Here is a 23,781-nt window from a genome sequence, read left to right as displayed (position 1 = left end):
ACGAGCATGAATATGAAAATGACCAAGAATCTGCTGCAAGCCGGTGTGCTGGGTTTGTCGCTGCTGGCCACCAGCGTCATGGCGGCGGTGTCCGCCGACGAGGCCGCCAAGCTGGGTACCACGCTGACCCCGATGGGGGCTGAAAAGGCCGGCAACGCCGATGGATCGATCAGCGCCTGGAAACCGCTGGGCAAGAACGCCGGCGCTGTCGATGCCAAGGGCTTCCTGGCCGACCCATATGCCAACGAGAAGCCGCTGTACACCATCACCGCGCAGAACGTCGACCAGTACAAGGACAAACTGTCCCCGGGCCAGGTCGCGATGTTCAAGCGTTACCCGGACAGCTACAAGATCCCGGTGTATCCGACCCACCGCGGCTCCACCGTGCCGGATGAGGTGTTTGCAGCCATCAAGAAGAACGCCACCACCACCAAGCTGGTCGCCGGTGGCAACGGCCTGGAGAACTTCGATACCGCCGTGCCGTTCCCGATTCCCAAGGATGGCGTCGAGGTGATCTGGAACCACATCACCCGCTACCGCGGCGGCAGCGTGACCCGCCTGGTGACCCAGGCCACGCCGCAGCAGAACGGCTCGTTCAGCCTGGTGTACTTCCAGGACCAGTTCGTGTTCCGCGACCGCATCAAGGGCTACGATCCGGCCAACCCGGGCAACGTACTGTTCTACTTCAAGCAGAAGGTAACGGCCCCAGCGCGCCTTGCTGGTACCGTGCTGCTGGTCCACGAGACCCTCGACCAGGTCAAGGAACCCCGCAAGGCGTGGGTGTATAACGCCGGCCAGCGTCGTGTACGCCAGGCGCCGCAAGTGTCCTACGACGGTCCGGGTACCGCAGCCGATGGTCTGCGTACCTCCGACAACCTGGACATGTTCAACGGCGCGCCAGACCGTTACGACTGGAAACTCGAAGGCAAGAAGGAGATGTACATCGCCTCCAACAGCTACAAGCTGGACGATCCAAAACTCAAGTACGCGGACATCATCAAGCCTGGACACATCAACCAGGACCTGAGCCGCTACGAGCTGCGCCGCGTATGGCATGTGGTGGCAACCCTCAAGCCAGGCCAGCGTCATATCTATGCCAAGCGTGACTTCTACATCGACGAAGACACCTGGCAGGCCTCGGTGATCGACCAGTACGACGGTCGCAATCAACTGTGGCGCGTTTCCGAGGCCCACTCCCAGGACTACTACAACGTCCAGGTGCCGTGGTACACCCTGGAAGCCATCTACGACCTGCAGTCGGGTCGCTATTTGGCACTGGGCATGAAGAACGAGGAAAAACGGGCATACGACTTCGGTTTCACGGCCACCCTCGGTGACTTCCAGCCCGCAGCGCTTCGCCAGGAAGGTGTGCGCTAAGCTTCAAACCTCCGTGTGATCTCCCAGAACGCCCCGGCTTGCCGGGGCGTTTCTGTTTGTGTCACATGCTGAAATAAACAATGTCGTTCGTTGATGTAGTCTTTTTTCTGCAATGCGGGGCAATCATCTTCAAATGCGTCGATATAACCGCTAGTCTGCCCTGACCCGTACTGCCGAAGATTCCCTAACTAAAACGAGCCGGCGATGACTGATCTGTCCCGTACGCAAGGGTTCTCCAGCCAGGCCATGAGTGCCCTGGAAGGGCGTTTCTATCGGCCGCCACTGCCTGAAGGGCATGTGCCGCGGGCGCGGTTGTGCCAGCGACTGCAGTCGGGGCTGGGCGGGCGCCTGTTGCTGGTGAATGCCCCCGCCGGTTTCGGTAAAAGCTCGCTGGCGGTGGAGTTCTGCCAGGGCCTGCCCAATCATTGGAGCAGCCTGTGGCTGGGGCTCAGTCGCCGGGACAATGACCCCGGGCGTTTCCTTGAACGCTTGCTCGAGGGTCTTCAGCAGTATTGCCCGGCGGTGGGCAACCAGGCCCTTGGCCTGCTGAAGATGCGCCAGCGCCATCAACCCTTCGCCTTCGAAGAGTGGCTCGACGGCCTGCTCGACGAACTGGCCCGCCACCTGCAACCGCACAATCCCTTGCTGCTGGTTCTGGACGACTACCACCTGGCCCAGGGGCCGGTACTCGATCGCTGCCTGCAGTTCTTTCTCAATCACCTGCCGCCGGGCCTGGTGCTACTGGTCACCAGCCGCCAGCGCCCGGACTGGCACCTGGCCCGCTTGCGTCTGTCGCGCCAATTGCTGGAGCTCAACGAACAGGACCTGCGCCTGACTCCGGACGAGTCGCTGGCGGTGCTGGGCCAGCAGCCCACCGTGTTGCGCGGTCAAGCGCTGGATAACCTGATCCAGCGTAGCGACGGTTGGGTGGCCGGCCTGCGCTTCTGGCAACTGGCGGCCAGCGAATCGGGGGCCGACAGCGCCTTGCCGCAGGCGCTGCATGGCGGCGAAGGCCTGATCCGCGATTACTTGCTCGAAGAAGTCATCGACATCCTGCCAGCCGAGGTCCAGGGCTTCCTGAACGACACCGCCTGCCAGGAGCGCTTCTGCAGCGAGCTGTGCGACGCCCTGCGCGAAAGCCACGACAGCGCCGAGATCATTCGTTACCTGCAAGCGCACCAGGTGTTTCTGGTACCGCTCGACGAGCATGGGCGCTGGTACCGGTACCACCACCTGTTTTCCGATCTGTTGCGCAGCCGCCAGACCAGCCTGCCATTGTCGAGCCTGCACCTGCGCGCTTGCCGCTGGTTCCATGGCCAGGGCCTGCTCGATGAGGCGGTGGAGCAGGCCTTGCGCGCGGGGCACCTGGATGTTGCCGCCAACCTGGTGCAGAACCTGTCCGAGGAACAGCTGCTGGCCGAGCAGAACGTGGGCATGTTGCTGCGCTGGAAGATGGACCTGCCCGACAGCCTGTTGATCAGCACCCCGCGACTGATCGTGCTGTACAGCTGGGCCCTGGGCCTGGCCGGGCAACTGGATGCCGCCGAAGAGCTGGCCAGCCACCTGAGCCGCTTCTTGCCGGCACCGTCGGCGACGGCGCAAAAATCCATGCTGGCGCAGTGGCTGGCGCTGAGCGGGGTCATCGCCCGCGGGCGTGGCGATCGCGAAGGCACCCTGGCCTATTGCAGCGAAGCGCTGCACAGCTTGCCGCCAAAGCGATATGGCCAGCGGCTGGTGTGCCTGTCGACGTTGTCCAACCTGGCGATTGCCGATGGCGACTTCTGGCGTGCCCGGGGCTGGAACCGCGAGGCTCTGGAGCTGGCCCAGCGGGTCGGCAATCCGTTGTTCGAGGCCCTGGCCCACTACGACCGGGCGCGGGTGCTGCACGCCCGTGGCGAAGTGCTGCGCGCCCAGGACGAAGTGCGCCAGGGCCTGCAGCGCCTGCAAGGGCTGTCGGCGCAACGCCTGTACGCGGTGCGCGCGCGGCTGACCTTGTATGAGGGGTATCTGCTGGCCGCCCGCCTGCAACCGGACGCCGGCCGCAGTCGCCTGCGCGCAGGCCTGGTCGAGGCGCGGGCCTGTCGCGACATCAGCGTGCTGATCGGCCACTGCGTGATCGCCTCGCTGGATGGCCGTGAAGGGCGCTTTGCCCAAGCCTTCGCCGAGCTTGCCGAAGCCGAGCGGCTGATGCACATCTGGGATGTGCCGCCAGTGTTCTATCTGGCGATGATCACCCTGGTCAAATGCGAGCTGTGGCTGGCCCAGGGGCGTATCGACCTCGCCGAATCCTGGCTGTTGCGCCTGGGCCAGACCTATGGCGGCAAGCAGGCGGCTTCGGCACCGGAATTTCATCCGTTGCTGCCCTTGCACATCGAACTGCAACAAGCCCTGCTTGAGCGCACCCAAGGGCGCCTGGAACAGTCCGGACGACGCTTGCAGGCGCTGGTGGCGCGCGGTCAGGCCAGTGGCGGGCAGTTGTTGTGCGTCACCGCCTTGTGCCAGTGGATCGAACTGCTGCTGGCCAACAACAGCGAACACCAGGCCCGCGAATTGCTGGTGCTGAGCCTCGATGCGGCACGTGGTGGCGCCGTGCAGGCCTTCCAGCGCCTGCTGCGCGAACACCCGGTGTGGCTGCGCGAGCAATTGCTCGCGCAGCCTGCAGGTGCGGCGCAATCCAGCCTGCTGGCCTTGCTGCCTGCCCTCCAGGCTGCGCAGGATTCCGGCAGTGGCAGTTGCGAGGCATTGAGCGCCCGCGAAACGGCCGTGCTGGAGCTTATCGCCCAGGGCTGCTCGAACCAGGAAATCAGCGAGCGCCTGTTCATCTCGCTGCACACCGTCAAGACCCACGCCAGCCACATCAATAGCAAACTTGGGGTCGAGCGGCGCACCCAGGCCGTTGCCCGGGCCAAGGCCCTGGGCCTGCTGAACTGACGGCACACGGCGCAACGCCGGGGTGGATATCTGCTGTACTCTGTTGCAGATATTTCCCTGATGGAGGCTTTGCCCATGTTTGCCAAACGCACTTCGGTGCTGCTGATCGGCTTGTTGTCGGCTGGGGCGGTTCTGGCGGCAGAAGGCCCCTCGTTTTCCTGCGACAAGGCCCAGGGCATGGAACTCAAGGTGTGCCAGAGCCCGGAGCTGAGCAAGCTGGATCGGGACCTGGCGACAACCTTCAAAAAGGCCCTGGGCCAGGCCGACAGCGACTCCCAGAAGCTGCTCAAGGCCACCCAGCGCGGCTGGATCAAGGGCCGTGACGAATGCTGGAAAGCCACGGATGCCGAGGCCTGTGTACGCGAGCAGTACCAGACGCGGCTGGTCGAGCTGCAGATCAAGTCGGGGTCGGTGCAAGTGCCGGCAGCGGTCGAGTTCGAATGCGATGACAACGACAAACCCTTCACCGCCGTGTTCTACAACCAGCTCGATCCCCAGGCGGCAGTGCTGACCTACGGCGACGACCAGACCATCGCCATTGCCCAGCGCTCGGCCAGCGGCAGCAAGTACGCCCGTGAAGGGGTCGAGTTCTGGGAGCACCAGGGCGAGGCCAAGGTGAAGTGGTACGGTCAGGAGCTGACCTGCCGGGCTGCCCAGTAACCTGCTTGGCGCTCGCGACCCTCGCCGACAGTCACCACGGCGCAAACCATTGAGTGGCCTCTTGTGCCGCTGCCCTGGCGTGGGGCAGCGGCGCTTTACTATCTTCCGGGCTTGAACGAAGATGGCGCAACGCCATCAATTGCCGTGCGCCCGTTCCCGCTGTCATCCATCCATGACACCTGTGCGGCTCAAGCTATCGCCCTGTGCGGCCGATACTGTGCGAGTACGACGAAATTTTCGTCCCCGCGAAGCCAGCCCAAGGTTGCACAGGTCTGTGCATCCTTTTTTTTTTGCCATGTCAGGTCTCATGGATGCAGGTCTACAGCAACAAGAGCTTTCTGATCGTCGATGACTATTCCGATTTTCGCAGTTCGGCCCGCTCGATGCTGCGTGAGTTGGGTGTGCGCGATGTGGACACCGCCGACAGTGGCGAGCAGGCCCTGCGCATGTGCGGGCAGAAGCGCTACGACTTCATCCTCCAGGACTTCCACCTGGGCGACGGCAAGAAAAACGGCCAGCAGGTGCTGGAAGACCTGATCCTCGACAAGCTGATCAGCCATGAGTGCGTATTCCTCATGGTCACCGCCGAAAGCAGCCAGGCCATTGTCCTCAGTGCCCTTGAGCACGAGCCGGACGCCTACCTGACCAAACCGTTCAACCGTATCGGCCTGGCCCAGCGCCTGGAAAAACTGGTGCAGCGCAAGACCCTGCTCAAGCCCATTCTCCAGGCCCTGGACCGCGGTCGGCCGGCCGAGGTGTTGCTGGCCTGTGCCGCGCTGTGCAAGCGTGACCCGCGCTTCGCGCCGTTGTGCCTGCGCTATAGGGCCGATGCGCTGCGTGACCTGAACCGTTTCGAGGAACTCGGCAAGTTCCTCAAGGCGATCATCGCCAGCCGCGCCACGCCCTGGGCCTATGCGGCCCTCGGCAGCATGCTGTTCAAGCGCAATCAGATGGCCCAGGCCCAGGGCGTGTATGAGCAGGCGCTCAAGGCCTTCCCGATGATGCCAGGCCTGTACGACGGCCTGGCCGATGTGCTGATGGCGCTGGGTGAAAACAAGCGCGCCCAGAGCGTGCTGGAAGAAGCCGTGCGTCTCTCGCCGCTGGCTGTGCGCCGGCAGATGATGCTGGGCAAGCTGGCCATGGCCAACCAGGACTTCGAGGCGTCTGCCAAGGCCTACCGGCATGCCGTGAGCCAGGGCAAGACCTCGCGCTACAAGGACCCGGAAAGCAACCTGGGCCTGGTCCAGGCCCTGATGAGCAAGAATGCCGGCAATGGCCTGGATGCCCGTACCCGGGTCGAGATCAACACCGTGCTCAGTGACGTGGCCAAGGAAAATGTCGAGGACCAGGGCCTGCAGGTGCGTGCCCGACTGATGAAGGCCGCCAGCCTGCAGCAGGCTGGCGACGCCGAGACCGCCGCCAAGCTGACCGAGCAGGCATTGGTACGGCTGGACAAGATGGAGCAGTTTTTCTCGGTGGAAGCGGCGCTGGTGGTGGCGGCGCAACTGCAGAAACTCGACCAGCATTCAGCGAGCATCGCCATCCTGAAAAGCTGCGTGGAAACCTACGGCGATGACCCCAAGGTGATGCACAGCGTGTCGCAGCTGACCGACGACCCCACAGTACTCAACGCGATCACCGAGGCCGTCGACGTCAACCGCAAGGGCGTGCGCAGTTACCAGGCGGGGCAGCTCGACGAGGCTTTGTCGATGTTCCGTCGCGCCCTGACGCTGCAACCGAAAAACATCAGCATCGCCCTGAACACCGCCCAGGCGCTGATGCGCATGGGTGGTGAAAGCCCCGGGCCGAGCGTCATGGAAGAGTGTCGCGCCTGCCTGACCTGCGTGGCTGGCATTCCGCCGAGTGACAGCCGCTATGACCGTTACCGCAAACTGCATATCCGAGCGTTTGGCGCATGAACCAGAACGATCAGGGGCTGGACTTCTCCACGGTGATAGCCTCCACCGTACACGACATGAAGAACTCCCTCGCAGCGCTTACCCAGGCCCATAGCCAGTGGCTGGCGCGCTTGCCCGAAGGGCTGCGCGAGGGCAGCGAACAAGGGGTGATGGAGCACGAGTTTACTCACCTCAACGGCATGCTGGTGCAGTTGCTGGGGTTGTACAAACTGGGCGTCAACCAACTGCCCATGTGCCCGGACTACCATGAGTTGGACGACTTTATCGAGGCCCAGCTGGCTGCCCAGCAGAACCTGCTGCAGCATCGCGACATCCTTGCCACCTGGCGCATCGACACCGCCAGCCCCTTGGGATTTTTCGACCGTGAACTGGTCGGTTCGGTGATTGCCAACATCCTCAACAATGCCATTCGCTACGCCGGCCATGCCCTGTTGATCACTGTCAGCGATGAAGGAGAGCAACTGCTGCTGAGCATCAACGACGACGGCCCGGGCTTTTCCCAGCACATGCTCGAACGCCAGCAAGACTATGCCCAGGGCATCGATGCGCAAAGCGGCAGTACCGGGTTGGGGTTGTACTTTGCCGCGCGCATTGCGGCGCTGCATGAGCGCGACGGGGTGAGGGGGCGGATCGAAATCGCCAATGGCGGGGCATTGGGCGGCGGGGTGTTCAGTCTGTACCTGCCGTGAAATGCTGCAGGGGCGGCACCGACGACGGTGGCGCCCCTGCAGGAAGCTACATCCCCAACAGGTTCGGCAGCACCAACGAGATCCACGGCACGTAGGTCACCAGGATCAGGAACAACACCAGCAGTGTCAGCCATGGCATGGCCGCGCGCACGGTGGCGGTCAGCGGCATGCCAGTCACCGCCGAGGTGACGAACAGGTTCAGGCCCACCGGGGGTGTGATCAGGCCAATCTCAAGGTTGACCACCATGATGATCCCCAGGTGAATCGGGTCGATGCCCAGCTTCATGGCGATGGGGAACAGGATCGGTGCCAGGATCAGGATGATCGCCGACGGCTCCATGAAGGCGCCGGCCACCAGCAGCACGATGTTCACCACCAGCAGGAACGTCACCGGGGTCAGGCCGGCGTCGATCACCCAGGCTGTGATCTGCTGGGGCAGTTGCTCGGTGGTCAGCACGTGGGCAAAGAGCATGGCGTTGGCAATGATGAACATCAGCATGATGCTCAACTTGGCCGACTCCAGCAGCACCTTGGGGGCTTCCCTGAAGGTCATGTCCTTGTACACGAACAGCGCGATGAAGGCTGAATACACCGCCGCCACCGCCGCCGCTTCGGTCGGGGTGAACATGCCGCTGTAGATACCGCCCAGGATGATCACCATCAACAACAGGCCCCAGACTGCCTTGCGGGCAGCGCTGAGCCATTCCCTGAAGGTGGCGCGGGGCAGGGCGGGCAGGTTCTTTTTTACCGCCACGATGTAGATGGCGATCATCAGGATCAGGCCCAGCATCAGGCCCGGTACCACGCCCGCCATGAACAGCTTGCCCACCGAGGTCTCGGTGGCGGCGGCGTACACCACCATCACGATCGACGGTGGGATCAGGATGCCCAGGGTCCCGGCGTTGCAGATGATGCCCGCGCCGAAGGCCTGTGGATAACCGGAGCGCACCATGCCGGCAATGGCAATCGAACCCACTGCCGCCACCGTCGCCGGGCTTGAGCCGGAGAGTGCCGCGAACAGTACGCACGCCAGTACGGCGGCGATCGCGAGCCCGCCGCGGATATGCCCCACACAGGTATTGGCGAAGTCGATCAGGCGCTTGGCCACGCCACCGGTGGTCATGAACGCACCGGCCAGGAGGAAGAACGGGATCGCCAGCAGGGTGTAGTGCTCGGAGGTCTCGAACAGCTTGATGGCCAGCGAGCGCACCGAGTCCTGGCTGAACAGCATGATGGTCAGCGAACCGGACAGTCCCAGGGAAATGGCGATCGGCACGCCGATGAACATCAGGGCAAACAGGGTGACGAACAAAAACAGGATGGTCATTTTTTGTCGTCCTCCTGGTCGGCCAGCTTGAGAGCGTCCGCTGCCTCGTCGGCCAGGCCCAGGCCGGTCTGCCGGTGCCTGAGGATACGCACGAAGATTTCGGCAAAGCGGATGAACACCAGGGCAAAGCCCACTGGCACGATCAGGCCGATATGCCACTGCATGATCCCGAAGTGGCCCAGGTCTTCAGCGCCGATGCTGGCGACGAACAGTGTGTATATCCACTCGAAACTGGCGATGCTCAAGAGGCCCGCGTAGCCCAGGCAACACAGGCAGGCAATCAGGCCGAGCCGGCGTTGGGTGGATTTGCTGGTGAGGTTGACCAGCGCATCGACGCCAATATGGCCGGCCACGCGCACACCGTAGGACAGCCCGAAAAAGATCAGCCAGCCAAACAGTGCCTTGGTCAGGGCGTTGCTCCAGGTCATCGACTGGGCAGCGTCCATCACGTGGTCGCCGATGCTATTGAGCAGGTCGGCAGCGCCGGTCCAGCGCTCGGCCAGGCTGTAGAACAGGGTGTAGAGGTTGTTGAGGATGACGTAGATGAAGGTCACCAGGGTCATGGCGGCCAGCAGGAAGACGATAAAGCCCTCCTCGAAATGTTCCCAGAAACGCCGTAAGGCATTCATGCGTATTCTCCGATGCGTGACGGTAGCGGGCGCCTCCTTGTGGGCGGCGCCCGCCTGCGGGCTTACTGCGCCTGGTTGGCCGCCTCGGCCGCCTTGACCAGGTCGGGGCCGATATCACCTTCGAATTTTTTCCATACAGGTTTCATCGCCGTGCGCCACTGCTCGCGCTCTTCGGGAGTCAGGGTGATGATTTCGGTGGTCTTGGCCGCCAGGATGCGCTCCTTGTCGCCCTGGTTCAGCGCCTCGGCTTCCTGGTTCACATGCTGGGTGACTTCCTTGATGATCGCCTCGAGCTCCGGTTTCACATCGGCCGGCAGGCCGTTCCAGAACTTGGTGTTGGTGATCAGCATGTAGTCGAGCACGCCATGGTTGGATTCGGTGATGTACTTCTGCACCTCATGCATCTTCTGGCTGTAGATGTTCGAGTAGGGGTTCTCGGCACCGTTGACCACACCGGTCTGCAGGCCCTGGTACACCTCGGCAAAGCTCATCTTGCGCGGGTTGGCGCGCACGGCCTTGAACTGCTCTTCCAGTACCGCCGAGGCCTGTACGCGGAACTTCAGCCCGCGCGCATCGGCCGGCACGCGCAGCGGTTTGTTGGCCGACAGCTGTTTCATGCCGTTGTGCCAATAGGCCAGGCCCGTGATGTTCTTGTCTTCCATCGACTTGAGCAGGGCCTGGCCGTCGGGGCTGAGCTGGAAGCGGTCGACGGCATTGATGTCGTTGAACAGGAAGGGCAGGTCGAACAGTTGCACCTTCTTGGTGTATTGCTCGAACTTGGCCAGCGACGGCGCGATGATCTGTACATCGCCCAGCAGCAGCGCTTCCATTTCCTTGCCATCGCCGAACAACGACGAGTTCGGGTAGACATCGACCTTGACCTTGCCGGGCAGGCGCTCTTCCACCAGCTTCTTGAACAGGATTGCGCCCTGGCCCTTGGGCGTTGAATCGGCGACGACATGCGAGAATTTGATGGTGATCGGGTCGGCCGCGTTGGCCCAGCCAGTGGCAGACAGCGCCAGTGCGCAAGCTAGCGCCTTGAGTGTGGGAGTAAACATCCAGGTACTTCCTCTTGTTGTTGTCGTGCTGTTCCTTGTTAACCCAGCAAGTCTAGGCGGCAATTGCAGACTTGCTTTGTGCGAGATCAATGAGAGACGTTGTAAGGCGCGTGCAGGCCGGATTTCGTCAGGCCGGGCTGGTCAGAACGCGAAATTGCGGTTATGAAGGGGGATCGTTTCAGGCATGACCTTCACTTCACTGGACTTCCCATGCACGCTGCACAACCTCGACTCATCCGCGAAACCTTCCCCGTCGGCCCGTTGCAGTGCAACTGCACCATCATTGGCGACCCGATCAGCAAAAAGGCCATCGTTGTCGACCCGGGTGGCAATCATGAACAGATCCTTGCCCGCCTGGAGGCTCATGGCCTGAAGCTGGTCAGCATCATCCACACCCATGCGCACCTGGATCACTTCCTGGCATCCGGGCTGCTCAAGGAAAAAACCGGTGCCACCCTGCACCTGCACAAGGAAGACCAGTTCCTCTGGGACAACCTGGAAATGCAGTGCCAGATGTTCGGCGTGCCGTACACGCCGGTGCCGTCGCCAGACCGCTGGTTGGCCGATGACGAGGAGCTGGCCTGCGGCTGTGGCGTGGCCTTGCACACGCCGGGGCATACACCGGGCTCGATGAGTTTCTGGTTCGCCGATGCCAAGTTGCTGATTGCCGGCGACACGCTGTTCAAGCGAGGCATTGGCCGTACCGATTTGTGGGGTGGCGACCAGGCGACTATCGTTCGTTCGATCAAGCAGCGCTTGTACAGCCTCGATGAGGACGCCACGGTGGTGACCGGCCATGGTCCGGATACCCGCCTGGGCGACGAGATGCGCCAGAATCCTTTCGTGCGGGCCTGATTTTTCAGGGAATTTTTCTGTTGTTTGCCACTCCAAGGCTGGCACAGATCCGTAAACCGGTCCGCTGCACTTTCGAATTTCAGTAGGAGCTTGTCCATGTTCACCATGCGTCGTTTGATTATCGTCGCTACCGCTGCCGCCCTGATGACCGGTTGTGCCAGCCCCAACCCGTACGACAGCCAGGGTCAGGCGCAGCAAGGTTCCACCGGGATGAGCAAAACCGCCAAGTACGGCGGCCTGGGCGCACTGGCCGGTGCCATTGCAGGTGCGGCCATCGACCATAACAACCGTGGCAAGGGTGCGCTGATCGGCGCGGCCGCCGTAGGCGCCGCTGCCGCCGGTTATGGCTACTACGCCGACAAACAGGAAGCCGCCCTGCGCGCGAGCATGGCCAACACCGGCGTCGAAGTTCAGCGCCAGGGCGACCAGATCAAGCTGATCATGCCGGGCAACATCACCTTCGCCACCGATTCGGCGAACATCGCCCCAAGTTTCTATTCGCCGCTGAACAACCTGGCCAACTCCTTCAAGCAGTTCAACCAGAACACCATTGAAGTGGTCGGCTACACCGACAGCACCGGCAGCCGCCAGCACAACATGGACCTGTCCCAGCGTCGTGCCCAGTCGGTGGTGACCTACCTGACTTCCCAGGGCGTCGATGGCAGCCGGGTAACCGCTCGCGGCATGGGCCCGGACCAGCCGATCGCCAGCAACGCCGACGCCAACGGTCGTGCGCAGAACCGTCGGGTAGAGGTCAACCTCAAGCCGATTCCGGGTCAGCAGTACCAGTAAGTGTCGTGATATGAAAAAGGGGAGCCTGGGCTCCCCTTTTTTGTGCCTGCCACCTTGTGCGCTAGGAACGGGCTTGCCCCGCGATGCAATGTACCGGTGAGCTGCTATCGCGGGGTAGCGGTGGGTGCAATGGCCTTTAGTGCTTGGTGGTGATCTTCAGCAAGTCGGTGAACACCATATCCACCGTCTGCCCGACCTTGAGGTTTTTCATCCGCTCTTGCAGCTCCGGATCTTCGACCTTCACCACCTTTTGCGGGCCCTCTGGCGGCAGCAGGGTCACTTCGTGGGACTTGAGGTCGATCTTGGTGATCTTCGAGGTGACCTTCACCTGGCGGAATGCCTCGCCACCCGGGTTCGGGTTGTCCTTGGTGGCGCGGATCACCCCGGCTTCCTTGCTCACGCCAGGCTCACCGCCCACTTTGGTATCCAGCACCGTCGCCACGGAGCGATTGACCTTGATGTTCACCTGATCCCCCACCTTGAGGTTATGCAGGTCCTTGGCGTTTTCGCTGAGCTGGATCGGCACCTGGGAGTCATTGGGGCCAGCGACGGTTACCAGGCGCTTGTCGACGTCCACGGCCAGGACCTTGGTGTCCACAATGCTTTCACTGGCGACGCCGTTGATGAGAATGTCGTCTGCCTGCACCGAGAAACTGGCTGCAGTCAGCAGCGAAGCAAGGGCGATTGCATGGGTAAAAGTGCGCAGCGGTTTCATAGGCTTACATTCCGTGTGATGGCTATTGAGAAACTGAAGGTGCGAAATAGCGTGGGGGAGAGCATAGATGCTCGGCAAGGATTCGGGGGCGGCGGGGCGATTTTCTGTTGATCTGCCTCAAGCCCAGGAGGAAGAAAATTCCCGCCTGGGCGAGGGCCGACGCGTATCAGGCGCGCGTGTCGTGTTTCAAGCGCTCGAGCAGGGCGTCCTTGTCCTGCCACAGCTGGTTGATCCACTGCTGGAATGCCAGGCGGTAGGCTTCATCCTGGTCGTAGTTCCTGCCCAGGAATTCGGCCGGAACCGCTACCTCTTCCAGGTGCACCACGATGTGCTTCACCCGACCGCGCAGCAGGTCCCAGAACCCTGGTGCGCCAGCCGGGTAATGGAGCGTGACGTTGATGATCGACTGCAACTGCTCGCCCATGGCATCGAGCACAAAAGCGATGCCGCCCGCCTTGGGCTTGAGCAGGTGCTGGTACGGTGATTGCTGCTGGCGATGCTTGGCGGGGGTGAAGCGGGTGCCTTCGGCGAAGTTGAAGATGGCCGTGGGTTTGCCGCGGAACTTGGCGCAGGTGCGACGGGTGGTTTGCAGGTCTTTGCCGGCCTTTTCCGGGTGCTTGGCCAGGTATGCCTTGGAGTAGCGCTTCATGAACGGAAAGCCCAGGGCCCACCAGGCCAGGCCGATCACCGGTACCCAGATCAGCACCTGCTTGAGGAAGAACTTCAGCGGGCGGATACGCCGGTTGAGCACGTACTGCAGCACCAGGATATCGACCCAGCTCTGGTGATTGCTGGTCACCAGGTAGCTGTGCTGGTAATCCAGTCCAGCCAGCCCTTCGACCTGCCAGCGGGCCTTGCCCAGCAGGTTGATCCAGGCATTGTTGTTGCTGATCCAGGCCTCATGGATATGACGCATCAGCTCGTCGGTGACGCGCTGCGCTGCTGCAAACGGCAGGCACAGCTTGAACAGGCTGACGACGAACAACGGGGTGCAGCAGACGATGGTGTTGAGCGCCAGCAGCAGCGAGGCGATGACCCCGCGCAGTGGCGCGGGTAGAAATCCGAGCATGTTCAGCTATCCAGTGAGCGGTTGGCCTGAATCGCGGTCAGGGCAATGGTATAGACGATGTCGTCGACCTGGGCGCCGCGCGGCAGGTCGTTGACCGGCTTGCGCAGGCCTTGCAGCATCGGCCCCAGGCTCACGCAGTCGGCGCTGCGCTGGACCGCCTTGTGGGTGGTGTTGCCGGTGTTGAGGTCGGGGAACACGAACACCGTCGCGCGGCCGGCGACCTGGCTGTTGGGTGCCAGTTGCCGGGCAATCTCCAGGTTGGCGGCCGTGTCGTATTGCAACGGGCCGTCGATTTGCAGGCTGCGCTGGGTTTCCTGGGCGAGCAGGGTGGCTTCTCGCACCTTTTCAACCTCGTCGCCGCTGGCCGAATCGCCACTGGAATAGCTGATCATCGCCACCCGTGGGGCAATGCCGAAGGCTTCGGCCGAATCGGCGCTCTGCAGGGCGATTTCTGCCAGTTCGCTGGCGCTGGGGTGCGGGTTCATCACGCAGTCGCCGTACACCAGCACCTGCTCGGGGAACAGCATGAAGAACACCGACGACACCAGGCTGCAGCCCGGTGCGGTCTTGATCAGTTGCAGGGCCGGGCGGATGGTGTTGGCGGTGGAGTGGACCAGGCCGGACACCAGGCCGTCGACTTCATCCAGAGCCAGCATCATGGTGCCGATCACCACTGGGTCTTCCAGTTGCTGTTCGGCCATCGGTGCGTTCAGGCTCTTGCTCTTGCGCAGGTTGACCATGGGCTCCACGTAGCGCGCGCGGATCAGGTCGGGGTCGAGGATCTCCAGGCCTTCGGGCAGTGTGATGCCCTGGGCCCGGGCCACGGCCTGGACGTCGTCGGGCTTGGCCAGCAGCACGCAGCGAGCGATGCCGCGGGCCTGGCAGATGGCGGCGGCCTGCACGGTCATGGGCTCTGCGCCTTCGGGCAACACGATGCGTTTGTTGGCCTGCTGGGCGCGCTGGATCAACTGGTAGCGGAACACGGCGGGCGACAGGCGCAACTCGCGCGGGGTACCGCAACGCTGGTGCAGCCAGTCGGCGTCCAGGTAGCTGGCAACGAAGTCGGTGATGATTTCCGCCCGTTCGCGGTCATCCACCGGGATTTCCTTGTTGAGCTGGTTGAGCTGGTTGGCGGTGTCGTAGGAGCCGGTGCTTACCGAGAGAACCGGCAGGCCGGCCAGCAACGCGCCCTGGCACAGTTCGAGGATGCGCGGGTCGGGCTTGCTGTCGCTGGTCAGCAGCAGCCCGGCCAGGGGCACGCCGTTGATGGCGGCCAGGCTCACGGCCAGGATGATGTCGTCACGATCGCCCGGGGTTACCACCAGGGTGCCGGGCTTGAGCAGCGGCACCGTGTTGGCCACGGTGCGGGCGCAGATGATGATCTTGTTCATCCGCCGTTGCTCGTAGTCGCCGGCGTTGAGCACCTGGGCGCCGAGCAGTTCAGCCACATCGCGGGTGCGCGGGGCGTTGAGGTCGGCCTGGTAGGGAATGCAGCCGAGCAGGCGGAAATCGCCACCGCGCAGCAGCGGCGAGTGCTCCTTCAGGCGTTCGGCGAACACATCCATGCTCTCGTCGGTGCGGACCTTGTTGAGGATCACGCCGAGCACTTTCGGGTCTTTGGGCCCGCCAAACAATTGCGCCTGCAACTCCACCCGGCCAGACAGCTCGGTGAGCACTTCGTTTTCCGGCGCCGACACCAGGATCACCTCGGCGTCCAGGCTCTTGGCCAGGTGCAGGTTGACCCGTGCGGCGTAGCTGGCGTGACGGGTCGGGACCATGCCCTCGACGACCACCACGTCCTTGCCCTCGCAAGCCTGCTGGTACAGGGTGATGATTTCTTCGAGCAGCTCATCGAGCTGGCCATCGCCGAGCATGCGCTCGACATGGGCCAGGCTCAGCGGCTTGGGAGGCTTGAGGCCGTGGGTGCGGGCCACCAGTTCGGTGGAGCGCTCGGGGCCAGTGTCGCCGGGGTGCGGCTGGGCAATGGGCTTGAAAAAGCCGACTTTCAGCCCGGCGCGTTCAAGGGTGCGAACCAGGCCCAGGCTGATAGAGGTCAGGCCGACGCCAAAATCGGTCGGCGCGATGAAAAATGTCTGCATGCGAGCTTCTCGAGGTGAGCTGTGCAAAAGAATCAATTGCCAAGGGTATCGCTATCGGCACCCTGAGCGCACCCGCCTTGTGCTAGGGTCCGTTTGTCCGGGTTGCGTTCGCTTTCGAGCGATGCGTTGGTTACACTTGTTCGCTCTACATTCTTATGCAAAAGGTCTCGCCCCATGCTGATCGCCGCCAACAAGGCTGTCTCCATCGACTACACCCTGACCAACGACGCTGGTGAGGTCATCGACAGCTCCGCCGGCGGCGCTCCGCTGGTCTACCTGCATGGCGCAGGCAACATCATCCCGGGCCTGGAAAAAGCCCTGGAAGGCAAAACCGCCGGTGACGAACTGGAAGTTGCCATCGAGCCGGAAGACGCCTACGGCGAATACCTGGCCGAGCTGGTCAGCACTCTGAACCGCAGCATGTTCGAAGGTGTCGACCAACTGGAAGTGGGCATGCAGTTCCACGCTTCCGCTCCCGATGGCCAGATGCAGATCGTGACCATCCGTGATCTGGACGGCGACGATGTGACCGTCGATGGCAACCACCCACTGGCTGGCCAACGCCTGAACTTCAAGGTCAAGGTCGTCAACATCCGTGACGCCAGTGAAGAAGAAGTAGCCCATGGCCACGTTCATGGCGAAGGTGGCCATCACCACTGATTTTCTGCGCTAAGCTCAGAGAGTCGCGAAGGCGCCCGGGCAAGTCCGTCGCACTCCACCAGGGGACGACGGCTTGGCAGGGCGCTTTTTTAATGGGCTGGTGATATTGATTGCAGCCCGCAGCGGCAACCGGGATCTGGAAAGGGGAGTACGTCATGAGTGCATTTCACGACCTGAAGTTACAGGCGCTCAATGGCCAGGAGTTACCGCTTGCGCCATTCAAGGGCCAGGTAGTGCTGGTGGTCAATGTCGCCTCCAAGTGTGGCCTGACCCCGCAATACGCAGCACTGGAAAACCTTTATCAGCAATACAAAGGACAAGGCTTCAGCGTCCTGGGCCTGCCATGCAACCAGTTTGCCGGGCAGGAACCGGGTAGCGAGAGCGAAATCGCCGAGTTTTGCAGCCTCAACTACGGGGTGAGTTTCCCCCTGGGCAGCAAGCTTGAAGTCAACGGGCCGCAGCGGCATTCGCTGTACCGTCTGCTGGCGGGCGAAGGGGCGGAGTTCCCTGGCGACATCACCTGGAACTTCGAGAAGTTCCTGGTGGGCAAGGATGGCCGTGTATTGGCGCGCTTCTCGCCACGCACCGCGCCGGATGATGCGACTGTCGTGCAGGCCATCGAGAGAGCATTGGCTTGATTGGCCTTGTCGCGGAGCAAGCCCGCTCCTGTAGGAGCGGGCTTGCTCCGCGATTGCCGTTAAATCACTCACATCAATAGTACTGGGCCACCCCCGCGACTCCCCCTATCCTCAGGCGCATTCCTACCCCGCTGGAGCGCCGCATGTCCGCCACCGCACTGTTCACCCCTGTCCAATTGGGCTCCCTTGAGCTGCCAAGCCGTGTGGTCATGGCACCGATGACGCGCACCTTCTGCCCTGGCGGCGTACCCCATGCCCAGGTGGTCGAGTATTACCGCCGCCGTGCCGCTGCAGGCGTCGGCCTGATCATCACCGAAGGCACCACGGTCGGCCACAAGGCCGCCAACGGTTACCCGAACGTGCCGCGCTTCTACGGTGACGATGCCCTGGCCGGCTGGAAAAAGGTTGTGGAGGCGGTACACGCCGAAGGCGGGCGCATCGTTCCGCAACTCTGGCATGTAGGCAGTGTGCGGCGCCTGGGCGTCGAGCCGGACGCCAGCGTGCCGGGTCACGGCCCAAGCGAGAAGATCAAGGACGGCCAGGTTGTGGTCCACGGCATGAGCCAGGATGACATTCGCGAGGTCATCGAGGCCTTCGCCCAGGCCGCCCGCGACGCCCAGGCCATTGGCATGGACGGTGTCGAGATTCATGGCGCCCATGGCTACCTGATCGACCAGTTCTTCTGGGCGGCCAGCAACCAGCGCAGCGATGAATATGGTGGCGACCTGGCCGGCCGCTCGCGTTTTGCCATCGAGCTGATCCAGGCCGTGCGCGCCGCCGTGGGGCCGGACTTCCCGATCATCTTCCGGTTCTCGCAGTGGAAGCAGCAGGACTACACCGCGCGCCTGGTCGAAAGCGCCGAGGCACTGGGGGCGTTCCTGCAGCCGCTGGCCGAGGCCGGTGTGGATATCTTCCACTGCTCCACCCGTCGCTTCTGGGAGCCGGAGTTCGAAGGTTCCGACCTGAACCTGGCCGGCTGGACCCGCCAGCTCACCGGCAAGCCGACCATCACCGTCGGCAGCGTGGGCCTGGATGGCGAGTTCCTGCAGTTCATGGTGGCCACGGACAAGGTCGCGCAGCCGGCCAGCCTTGAGAACCTGCTGACCCGCCTGGACAACGATGAGTTCGATCTGGTGGCGGTGGGCCGTGCATTGCTGGTGGACCCAGACTGGGCCGCCAAGGTTCGCGATGGTCGTGAACAGGACATCCTGCCGTTCAGCCGCGAGGCGTTGACGACCCTGGTTTGATCGCCAGTGCCGCTGCCGGCTGGGACGCGAGTGTGCCCTGGCCTTGGCGGCAGGCGGCGCTCAAGTGGCTTTCGAACTGCTCGACAATCGCCGGCCAGCCTTGGCGGCTGGCGTGTTGACGAGCATTCAGGCGTACCCGGCGCAAGGTTTCCGAGTCTTCCAGCAGCCAGCTGCAGGCATCGATAAAGGCCTCTGTATCGCCGGGCATGGCCAGCGCTCCGCTGTGGCCGTGGCGGATGTGCTGGGCAGCGGCGGCCTGATCGTAGGCGACCACGCCCAGGCCCGAGGCCAGGGCTTCGAGCACCACATTGCCGAAGGTCTCGGTGAGGCTCGGAAACAGGAAGATATCGCCCGAGGCGTAGTGTTCGGCCAGGGCTTCGCCGCGCTGGGCACCGCAGAACACGGCGTCGGGCAGTTGCTGCTCAAGGGCGCTGCGCTGCGGCCCGTCCCCGACCACGATCAACTTGATGTGCCGCTGTGGATAGGTGCGCCGTGCAGCGTCCAGGCATTGCTGCAGCACACCGAGGTTCTTTTCCGGGGCCAGGCGCCCGACATGGATCAGGGCGATGTCATCGCTGCCCAACCCCCACTGTGAACGCAACGCTTCCCGGCGCCGACCCGGATTGAACAACTGGCTGTCGACCCCACGGGCCATCAGGGTCAGGTTGTCGAAACCGCGGCGTTCCAGCTCCATGCGCTGGCTCAGGCTGGGCACCAGGGTGGTGTGGGTGCGCCGGTGAAACCAGCGCAGGTAGTGCGTCAGCAGCCGGGCCAGCAGGCCCAGGCCGTACTCGCTGGAGTACTGCTGGAAGTTGGTATGAAAGCCGCTGACCACGGCAATGCCCAGGCGCCGCGCCGCGCGCAGGGCACTCAAGCCCAGCGGGCCTTCGGTGGCGATGTACAGCACATCGGGACGGTGGCGACGCCAGCGGCGGACCAGCTTGTGCATCGACACCTGTCCCCATTGCAGCCCCGGGTAGCCCGGCAACGGCCAGCCGCGGCACAAAAGCTGCAGGTCGTCGCCTGCCCCGGCAGGATCGCCGCCCTGGCGCGGGCGTACCAGCTCGACCTGGTGGCCGCGCTGGCGCAAGCCTTCGCTGAGGCGGCCAAGGGTATTGGCCACGCCGTTGATTTCCGGTGGGAAGGTTTCGCTGATCAGGGTGACATGCAGGGGCGATGTGCTCATGAAGACCAGTGTCTGCGGCCTCGGTTGCGACGCCATGAAGCTTTTGTGACGGATGCGTGACGCCTGATTCGTGGCGCTTTGAGCCGCAAAATATTTCCGACGTGGGTACTCAAGAATGCTGGGCGATCAGCCGATGCAGAAGCATTCGAATGATCGATTTCGCTCCAGGAGAGCGTTGATGTTCAACAGCAAACTGAAAAAAGAAAACCTGCAGCTGCGCGAAGACCTGCTGTCCATCGAACAGGTCAAGAGCAGCCTCGACAGCGAGATGCTGGTCTTGCAGCTCGACCCCCAGGGGCGAATCGAGTCGGTCAATGGCAATTTCGAGAAAGAGATGCTGTACAGCAGCCATCAGTTGCTCGGTCGCAACATCGAAGAGATCGTGCCGGTGCACGTCAAGCAGCTGGATTTCTACCAGCGCATGCGCAACGCCATCACCCGTGGCGAGCATCTCAACGGCGCGTTTCGGTTGATGCGTGGCAATGGTGAGGAAGCCTGGTTGCGTTCGATCCTGCAGCCGGTGAAAAACAGCGAAGGACGAATCAAGTACTTCACCCTGCATTCCAGCGACCTGACCCGCACTATCGAAACCTCCCGCGAGCACGAGAGCCTGATCAAGGCCCTGATGCGCTCCACGGCAGTTATCGAGTTCAACCTGCAGGGCGAAGTGCTGACCGCCAACGACCGCTTCCTGCAGACCATGGGCTATCGCCTGGAGCAGGTGGTGGGCAAGCACCATCGCATGTTCTGCGAGCCAGAGGAGTACAACTCCAGCGCCTACCAGGCGTTCTGGGATCAATTGCGTCGCGGGGAGTTCGTTGCCGAACGCTTCAAGCGGGTCGATGCCCACGGTCGAGTGGTCTGGCTGGAGGCGTCCTACAACCCGATCATCGACGCCCATGACGTGCTCTATAAAGTGGTCAAGTTCGCCACCGTGATCACCGAGCAGGTCAATCAGGAAATCGCTGTGGCCGAGGCTGCGGATATCGCCTACAGCACTTCGGTCGAGACCGACGCCAGCGCCCGCAAGGCCACCGATGTGGTGACCCAGACCGTCGAGGTGATGCGTGGCCTGGAGGCCTGCATGCAAGAGGCGGCCAACGGTATCGAGGCGCTGGATAAACAGTCCCAGGTCATCGGCTCGATCATCAAGACCATCAGCGACATTGCCGGGCAAACCAACCTGCTGGCGCTCAACGCGGCGATCGAGGCGGCCCGGGCCGGTGAGCAGGGGCGTGGCTTTGCAGTGGTTGCCGACGAAGTGCGGCAACTGGCGTCACGTACCAGCACCGCCACCGAGGAAATTGCCCGGGTGGTGCAGCAGAATGAGCAATTGGCCAAGGCTGCCGTGGACATCATCGACAGCAGCAAGCGCCAGGCCGAACAGGGCCTGAGCCTGGCCGGGCAGACCGGCACGGTGATTGTCGAGATCCAGGACGGCGCCAAGAAGGTGGTCAATGCGGTGGGGCAGTTCTCCAGCCAGCTGGGGGGCTGAAGACTGCCGACCACCGCTGGTCTTTAGTGTGGCTGATTGAAGAACGCCGTCAGCGACGCAGTGACGGCCCGCACCCCGGTAGCGATGGCGGGCAGCTCGACGACAAAGCCCGGGGTGTGATTCATGGCTGCTGGCAGCTGCTTTTTCTCGACCATGTTCTTGTAGACATCGGGCTTGCCCGAGCCCACCTCGATGAACAGCACTTTGGTGTCGGGGTAGGGGCTGGCGAGCATGTGGAAATCCTCCGAGCCCATCAGCGGCGGTACGCCCGGCAGCACTTTGTCGGCGCCCAGTTGCTGCACCAGCGCGGCCTGGGCCACTTCGGTCTGCTCCTTGCCGTTGACCACCGGGGTGGAGTAGCCCTTCATGGTGTATTGGGGCTGATAGTCGGCCGGCATGTCGTTCATGACCAGCACGCCCTGGGTGACCGACTTGATCCCGGCGATCATCCGTTCGCGCACCTTCTCGTCGTACCAGCGCAGGTTGAGCTTGAGCGTGGCGCTGACCGGGATGATGTTGTTGTTCACACCGGCCTGGAAGGCGCCGACGGTGAGCACGGCTGGTTTTGACTGGTCGAGCATGCGGCTGATGATGGTCTGGTAACCCAACACCGCCATGGCGCCCATCACCACCGGGTCTTTGGTGACATGGGGCGTGGAGCCGTGGCCACCGACACCTGGCAGCACTACGTCGATCTGGTCGGTGCCGGCCAGGCGGGGCCCTTCGCGCAAGCCGACGCTGTCGGCCGGGTACACCGGTGAAACATGGGCAGCTACCAGCACATCGGGTTTGGGCGCGAAGTCATAGAGCCCGTTGTTGACCATGGCGGTGGCTCCCTCGAGCAATTCTTCCGCCGGTTGCGCCACCAGCACCAGGGTGCCGGACCACTGGTCCTTGAGCTGGACCATGACCTTGGCCACCTCCATCAGCCAGGTGGTGTGGGCATCGTGGCCACAGGCATGCATCACCGCCTGGCTGGGGTTGTCGAGCCAGGGCGTGACCTTGGTGCTCTGGTAGGGCAGGCCGGTGGCTTCCTTGATCGGCAGGGCGTCCATGTCGGCCCGGTACATCACCACCGGCCCCGGTCCGTTACGCAATATACCCACCACGCCGGTGGTACCGATGGCAGTCTTGACCTCGAATCCCTGGGCCTTGAGGGCCTTGGCCACCTGGGCGGCGGTTTCCTTTTCCTGAAAGGCAAGTTCGGGATTGCGGTGCAGGTGCTTGAACTGCTCGATCATCTGCGCCTCGTCCTGTTTGACCAGGGCGTCGATACGGGTTTTCACGTCGGTGGGGGTGGCATGTGCCGAAAAGGCGGCGAGGCAGGCAAGAGCAAACAGGCTCTGCTGAGGACGCAAGGGCATGGCGTAATTCCTTGTACTTGTAGGATTTGTTGCACGGCCGGGTCAGTCTGTGTATCTATGCCTTGTGCGTCCAATGCAAAAGTAACCAGGAATTAATGCAGTGGCTGACTCAATCGATCTGAAGCGCATCCGTCACCTGGTGTTGCTCAGCGAGGAGCTGCACTTCTCCCGTGCCGCCGAACGCGCCAACCTGTCCCAGACTGCCTTCAGCCGCAGCATCCAGACGCTGGAGGCCGATCTTGGAGTGCGTCTTTTCGATCGCGACACCCGCTCCGTCAGGCTTACCGCTGCGGGGCGCCAATTGCTGGCCAGGGGGCGGGAGTTGCTGGGCAGTGCCAGGCGCCTGGTGGCCGAGGCCAACCACATCGCCCAGGCCGATGGCGGCGAGCTGAATTTCGGTGCGGGGATGATGGCCGCCAATCTGTACCTGGCCAATACGCTGACCGTGTTGCGCACACGGATTCCCAAACTGGTGATGAAGGTCGAGGTCAACCACTGGCACCACCTGACCCAGCAGCTGGAGCAGGAACAGATCGAATTCTTTGTCGCCTACACCTGCGACCCGGGGCGTTTGTCCGATCCGCGCTTCAACATCACGCCCTTACCTGCCGAGCCTACATCGATCTTCTGCCGTGGCGACCATCCGCTGGTACGGCAGCGGGGGCCGGTGACCCGCGAGCAACTGCTGGAGTACCCGTGGAGTTCGGTACTGTTCGACGAGGTGGCGCCGGTGCGCCTGCGTGACTTGCTGGACCTGCCCGAGGGGACGAGTGCGCCCTTGGCCCTGGGCTGCAACGACCTTCAGTTGTTGCGTTCCACGACCCTGGGCAGTGACTCGTTGTTGTTCACCTGGCGAGCCTGGCTGGAAGGTGACCTGCGCAGCGGTGCGATGCGTGATGTGGGGGCCTTGTTGCAGCCTGGATTCCCCGGGGGTGGCTGCAACATTGCCAGTGCGATTGTCTGCCATGCCGGCCGGACCCTGTCGCCGATCGCCCGCCAGGCCATCGAGCTGATTACCGCAGGAGCGGCTTGCCCCGCGATGCAGGGCGACTGATACACACCGCAATCGCG

The 23,781-nt window shown here is 62.9% G+C and carries 20 protein-coding genes and 2 pseudogenes; 13 read left to right on the top strand and 9 right to left on the bottom strand.

The window, feature by feature from the left end; genetic code table 11:
- The first annotated feature begins 12 nt into the window (after positions 1 to 12).
- From NPS58_RS24925 to NPS58_RS24905, 5 genes are all read left to right on the top strand, one after another.
- Entirely contained in the window at positions 13 to 1,377 is a 1,365-nt protein-coding gene (locus tag NPS58_RS24925; RefSeq protein WP_274117914.1) for a DUF1329 domain-containing protein, read from the top strand.
- Between the two features lie 204 nt (positions 1,378 to 1,581).
- Entirely contained in the window at positions 1,582 to 4,308 is a 2,727-nt protein-coding gene (locus NPS58_RS24920; protein ID WP_274117913.1) for a helix-turn-helix transcriptional regulator, read from the top strand.
- A gap of 75 nt (positions 4,309 to 4,383) precedes the next feature.
- Positions 4,384 to 4,968, top strand: a complete 585-nt coding sequence (locus tag NPS58_RS24915; RefSeq protein WP_274117912.1) for an MliC family protein — start codon at positions 4,384 to 4,386, stop codon at positions 4,966 to 4,968.
- A gap of 311 nt (positions 4,969 to 5,279) precedes the next feature.
- Positions 5,280 to 6,887 carry a tetratricopeptide repeat-containing response regulator gene (locus tag NPS58_RS24910; protein ID WP_274117911.1) on the top strand — a complete coding sequence of 536 codons (1,608 nt, stop codon included), beginning with the start codon at positions 5,280 to 5,282 and terminating at the stop codon, positions 6,885 to 6,887.
- Positions 6,884 to 7,576, top strand: coding sequence for a sensor histidine kinase (locus NPS58_RS24905; RefSeq protein ID WP_274117910.1), 693 nt, complete (start codon positions 6,884 to 6,886; stop codon positions 7,574 to 7,576). Before NPS58_RS24910 ends, NPS58_RS24905 begins: the two co-directional genes overlap by 4 nt.
- 46 nt (positions 7,577 to 7,622) lie before the next feature.
- On the opposite strand, the gene dctM is transcribed toward NPS58_RS24905, so the two are convergent.
- The 3 genes from dctM to dctP form a co-directional block, all read right to left on the bottom strand.
- Entirely contained in the window at positions 7,623 to 8,903 is a 1,281-nt protein-coding gene (gene dctM / locus NPS58_RS24900; protein ID WP_274117909.1) for a C4-dicarboxylate TRAP transporter large permease protein DctM, read from the bottom strand.
- Positions 8,900 to 9,532 carry a TRAP transporter small permease gene (locus NPS58_RS24895; protein ID WP_274117908.1) on the bottom strand — a complete coding sequence of 211 codons (633 nt, stop codon included), beginning with the start codon at positions 9,530 to 9,532 and terminating at the stop codon, positions 8,900 to 8,902. Before NPS58_RS24895 ends, dctM begins: the two co-directional genes overlap by 4 nt.
- Before the next feature lie 62 nt (positions 9,533 to 9,594).
- Positions 9,595 to 10,590: a C4-dicarboxylate TRAP substrate-binding protein DctP gene (gene dctP / locus NPS58_RS24890; protein ID WP_274117907.1), complete on the bottom strand. Its 996-nt coding sequence runs from the start codon at positions 10,588 to 10,590 to the stop codon at positions 9,595 to 9,597.
- Positions 10,591 to 10,800: 210 nt separating this feature from the next.
- Here dctP and NPS58_RS24885 point away from each other — a divergent pair, with 210 nt between their 5' ends.
- Positions 10,801 to 11,445 carry an MBL fold metallo-hydrolase gene (locus tag NPS58_RS24885; protein ID WP_274117906.1) on the top strand — a complete coding sequence of 215 codons (645 nt, stop codon included), beginning with the start codon at positions 10,801 to 10,803 and terminating at the stop codon, positions 11,443 to 11,445.
- A 96-nt stretch (positions 11,446 to 11,541) separates the two neighbouring features.
- A complete protein-coding gene (locus tag NPS58_RS24880) occupies positions 11,542 to 12,237 on the top strand; it encodes an OmpA family protein (protein ID WP_274117905.1) in 696 nt (231 codons plus the stop codon).
- Positions 12,238 to 12,373: 136 nt separating this feature from the next.
- Here NPS58_RS24880 and NPS58_RS24875 read toward each other — a convergent pair whose 3' ends face one another.
- From NPS58_RS24875 to NPS58_RS24860, 4 genes and pseudogenes are all read right to left on the bottom strand, one after another.
- Positions 12,374 to 12,952 carry a hypothetical protein gene (locus NPS58_RS24875; protein ID WP_274117904.1) on the bottom strand — a complete coding sequence of 193 codons (579 nt, stop codon included), beginning with the start codon at positions 12,950 to 12,952 and terminating at the stop codon, positions 12,374 to 12,376.
- A 166-nt stretch (positions 12,953 to 13,118) separates the two neighbouring features.
- Positions 13,119 to 14,021: an acyltransferase gene (locus tag NPS58_RS24870; RefSeq protein WP_274117903.1), complete on the bottom strand. Its 903-nt coding sequence runs from the start codon at positions 14,019 to 14,021 to the stop codon at positions 13,119 to 13,121.
- A gap of 2 nt (positions 14,022 to 14,023) precedes the next feature.
- Positions 14,024 to 16,120, bottom strand: coding sequence for a phosphate acetyltransferase (gene pta, locus NPS58_RS24865; protein ID WP_274117902.1), 2,097 nt, complete (start codon positions 16,118 to 16,120; stop codon positions 14,024 to 14,026).
- Between the two features lie 89 nt (positions 16,121 to 16,209).
- Positions 16,210 to 16,326: pseudogene (locus NPS58_RS24860) on the bottom strand (DUF3565 domain-containing protein); the annotation flags it as partial.
- Here NPS58_RS24860 and NPS58_RS24855 point away from each other — a divergent pair.
- The 3 genes from NPS58_RS24855 (at position 16,295) to NPS58_RS24845 (ending at position 18,665) form a co-directional block, all read left to right on the top strand.
- Entirely contained in the window at positions 16,295 to 16,780 is a 486-nt protein-coding gene (locus NPS58_RS24855; protein ID WP_028944158.1) for an FKBP-type peptidyl-prolyl cis-trans isomerase, read from the top strand. The pseudogene NPS58_RS24860 and the gene NPS58_RS24855 sit on opposite strands and share 32 nt — an antisense overlap.
- Before the next feature lie 155 nt (positions 16,781 to 16,935).
- On the top strand, positions 16,936 to 17,418 hold the full coding sequence (locus NPS58_RS24850) for a glutathione peroxidase (RefSeq protein ID WP_274117901.1): 483 nt from the start codon (positions 16,936 to 16,938) through the stop codon (positions 17,416 to 17,418).
- A gap of 143 nt (positions 17,419 to 17,561) precedes the next feature.
- Positions 17,562 to 18,665 (top strand): NADH:flavin oxidoreductase, encoded by a 1,104-nt coding sequence (locus tag NPS58_RS24845; protein ID WP_274117900.1) that lies wholly within the window; start codon positions 17,562 to 17,564, stop codon positions 18,663 to 18,665.
- Here NPS58_RS24845 and NPS58_RS24840 read toward each other — a convergent pair.
- The gene (locus NPS58_RS24840; RefSeq protein WP_274117899.1) at positions 18,634 to 19,851 is read right to left on the bottom strand and encodes a glycosyltransferase family 4 protein; all 1,218 of its coding nucleotides are present in this window, start codon (positions 19,849 to 19,851) and stop codon (positions 18,634 to 18,636) included. The genes NPS58_RS24845 and NPS58_RS24840 overlap by 32 nt on opposite strands.
- Positions 19,852 to 19,966: 115 nt before the next feature.
- Between NPS58_RS24840 and NPS58_RS29715 the strand changes: the two are divergent.
- Positions 19,967 to 20,800: pseudogene (locus NPS58_RS29715) on the top strand (PAS domain-containing protein); the annotation flags it as partial.
- Positions 20,801 to 20,914: 114 nt separating this feature from the next.
- Complete coding sequence (locus tag NPS58_RS29710) at positions 20,915 to 21,346, top strand: methyl-accepting chemotaxis protein (RefSeq protein WP_425313145.1); 432 nt, start codon at positions 20,915 to 20,917, stop codon at positions 21,344 to 21,346.
- 23 nt (positions 21,347 to 21,369) lie between these two features.
- Here the strand turns inward: NPS58_RS29710 and NPS58_RS24830 are convergent, their stop codons facing one another.
- Positions 21,370 to 22,710 (bottom strand): amidohydrolase, encoded by a 1,341-nt coding sequence (locus NPS58_RS24830; RefSeq protein WP_274117897.1) that lies wholly within the window; start codon positions 22,708 to 22,710, stop codon positions 21,370 to 21,372.
- Between the two features lie 100 nt (positions 22,711 to 22,810).
- Here NPS58_RS24830 and NPS58_RS24825 point away from each other — a divergent pair, with 100 nt between their 5' ends.
- Positions 22,811 to 23,764 (top strand): LysR family transcriptional regulator, encoded by a 954-nt coding sequence (locus tag NPS58_RS24825; protein WP_274117896.1) that lies wholly within the window; start codon positions 22,811 to 22,813, stop codon positions 23,762 to 23,764.
- Positions 23,765 to 23,781: the final 17 nt, after the last annotated feature.

The sequence above is a fragment of the Pseudomonas putida genome (assembly GCF_028682455.1).
In the GTDB taxonomy this organism is placed as follows: domain Bacteria; phylum Pseudomonadota; class Gammaproteobacteria; order Pseudomonadales; family Pseudomonadaceae; genus Aquipseudomonas; species Aquipseudomonas putida_AA.
Note: the sequence above shows the minus strand (reverse complement) of the source record. Positions and strands in the feature narration are given on the sequence as shown.